The sequence below is a fragment of the Aeromonas sp. 1HA1 genome (assembly GCF_029237385.1).
In the GTDB taxonomy this organism is placed as follows: Bacteria; Pseudomonadota; Gammaproteobacteria; order Enterobacterales; family Aeromonadaceae; genus Aeromonas; species Aeromonas popoffii.
On record NZ_JAACGC010000180.1, the window covers coordinates 1 to 1,118 of the forward strand.

The following is a 1,118-nucleotide window of genomic DNA, read 5'->3' on the forward strand; positions in this document are numbered from 1 at the left end:
TCCAGTGCGCTGGTATCGATGTCGATGCCGGGGATCAAGCTCATGGCATCCAGCGCCTGTTTCACCAGCCAGATCAACGCCCGCCACGGTGTGAGCAGGGTATCGAACACCTTGCCGAGGATGTCCCCCATGCGGCGGCCCGCGTCGGTCATGCTGTCGATCCCGACGCTGGTCTGGTTGGTTTGCTCAAAGAAGGTACCAAGCCAAGTGATCCCCTGGCCCAGCAGCCCCACGATCAGGGTAAAAAAGTCCACGATGGGGGCCAGTGCTTGCGAGGCAAGGGGGCCAAAGGTCTCGGCCAGCCCATGGAAGAAGGCGGCCAGCAGCTCAAAGCTGGTCAATACCGAGAACGCGGTGCAGAGCTCGTCCCAGTAGATGATGGCCAGCGCCACGGCGGCGACCAGTGCCAGAATAGCGCCGATGATGATCACCGCCGGGTTGAGGCTCATGGCCATGTTGACGGCAAAGATCACCGGACGCAGGGTCGCGAGGGCTTTTTTGAACAGGGTGATGGGGCCGGTGATGCCTTTGAAGGTCAGCGCCCAGGCCAGGGTGGCCAGCTTGGCCACCCCAACGAGCAGGAGCCAGGCCCCGGTCACGATGCCAAGGCCAGCAATGGCCAGCACGGCGTAACTCACCACCTTGGTGAAGTTGGGGAATATCGTGGTCCAGCGCAACACCATGGCCCCGCCATCGGCAAAGGCACCCACCACCTTGTTGATGGTGGGGAGTACAGCGCCGAACGCGGCGGCCCGAATAGCAAACCAGGCCGATTCGACCCGCTGCCACTGGTCGGTCATGGCGGCGGCCATCTGCTCGGCCTTGCCCATGCCGTGGGTGTTGCCCAGCGCATTGATGCTGTTGGCCAGCCCCTTGGTGTTACTCATCAAGAGTTTCACCATCGACACCGCTTCATCCGAGCCAAACGCCTTTTTGAGCTCATCGCTGCCGGCGACGGTCAGGGTCTCGCCATAACGGGCCTTGAGCTTATCCAGCACGTCGAGCACTGGCAGCATCTTGCCCGCCGAGTCGGTGAACGTGAGGCCCAGCGCCTTTTGGGCGCTGCCAATCCCGGACAGAAACGACTTGAACTTGGTGCCAGCCTCGCCGCCGCCCAT

1 protein-coding gene is annotated in these 1,118 nt (G+C 62.5%); it reads right to left on the minus strand.

Annotated elements, in window-relative coordinates; genetic code table 11:
- Window positions 1–1,118 (minus strand): phage tail tape measure protein (locus GWQ22_RS21515; protein ID WP_275931630.1); only part of this gene is annotated, 1,118 nt, incomplete at both ends.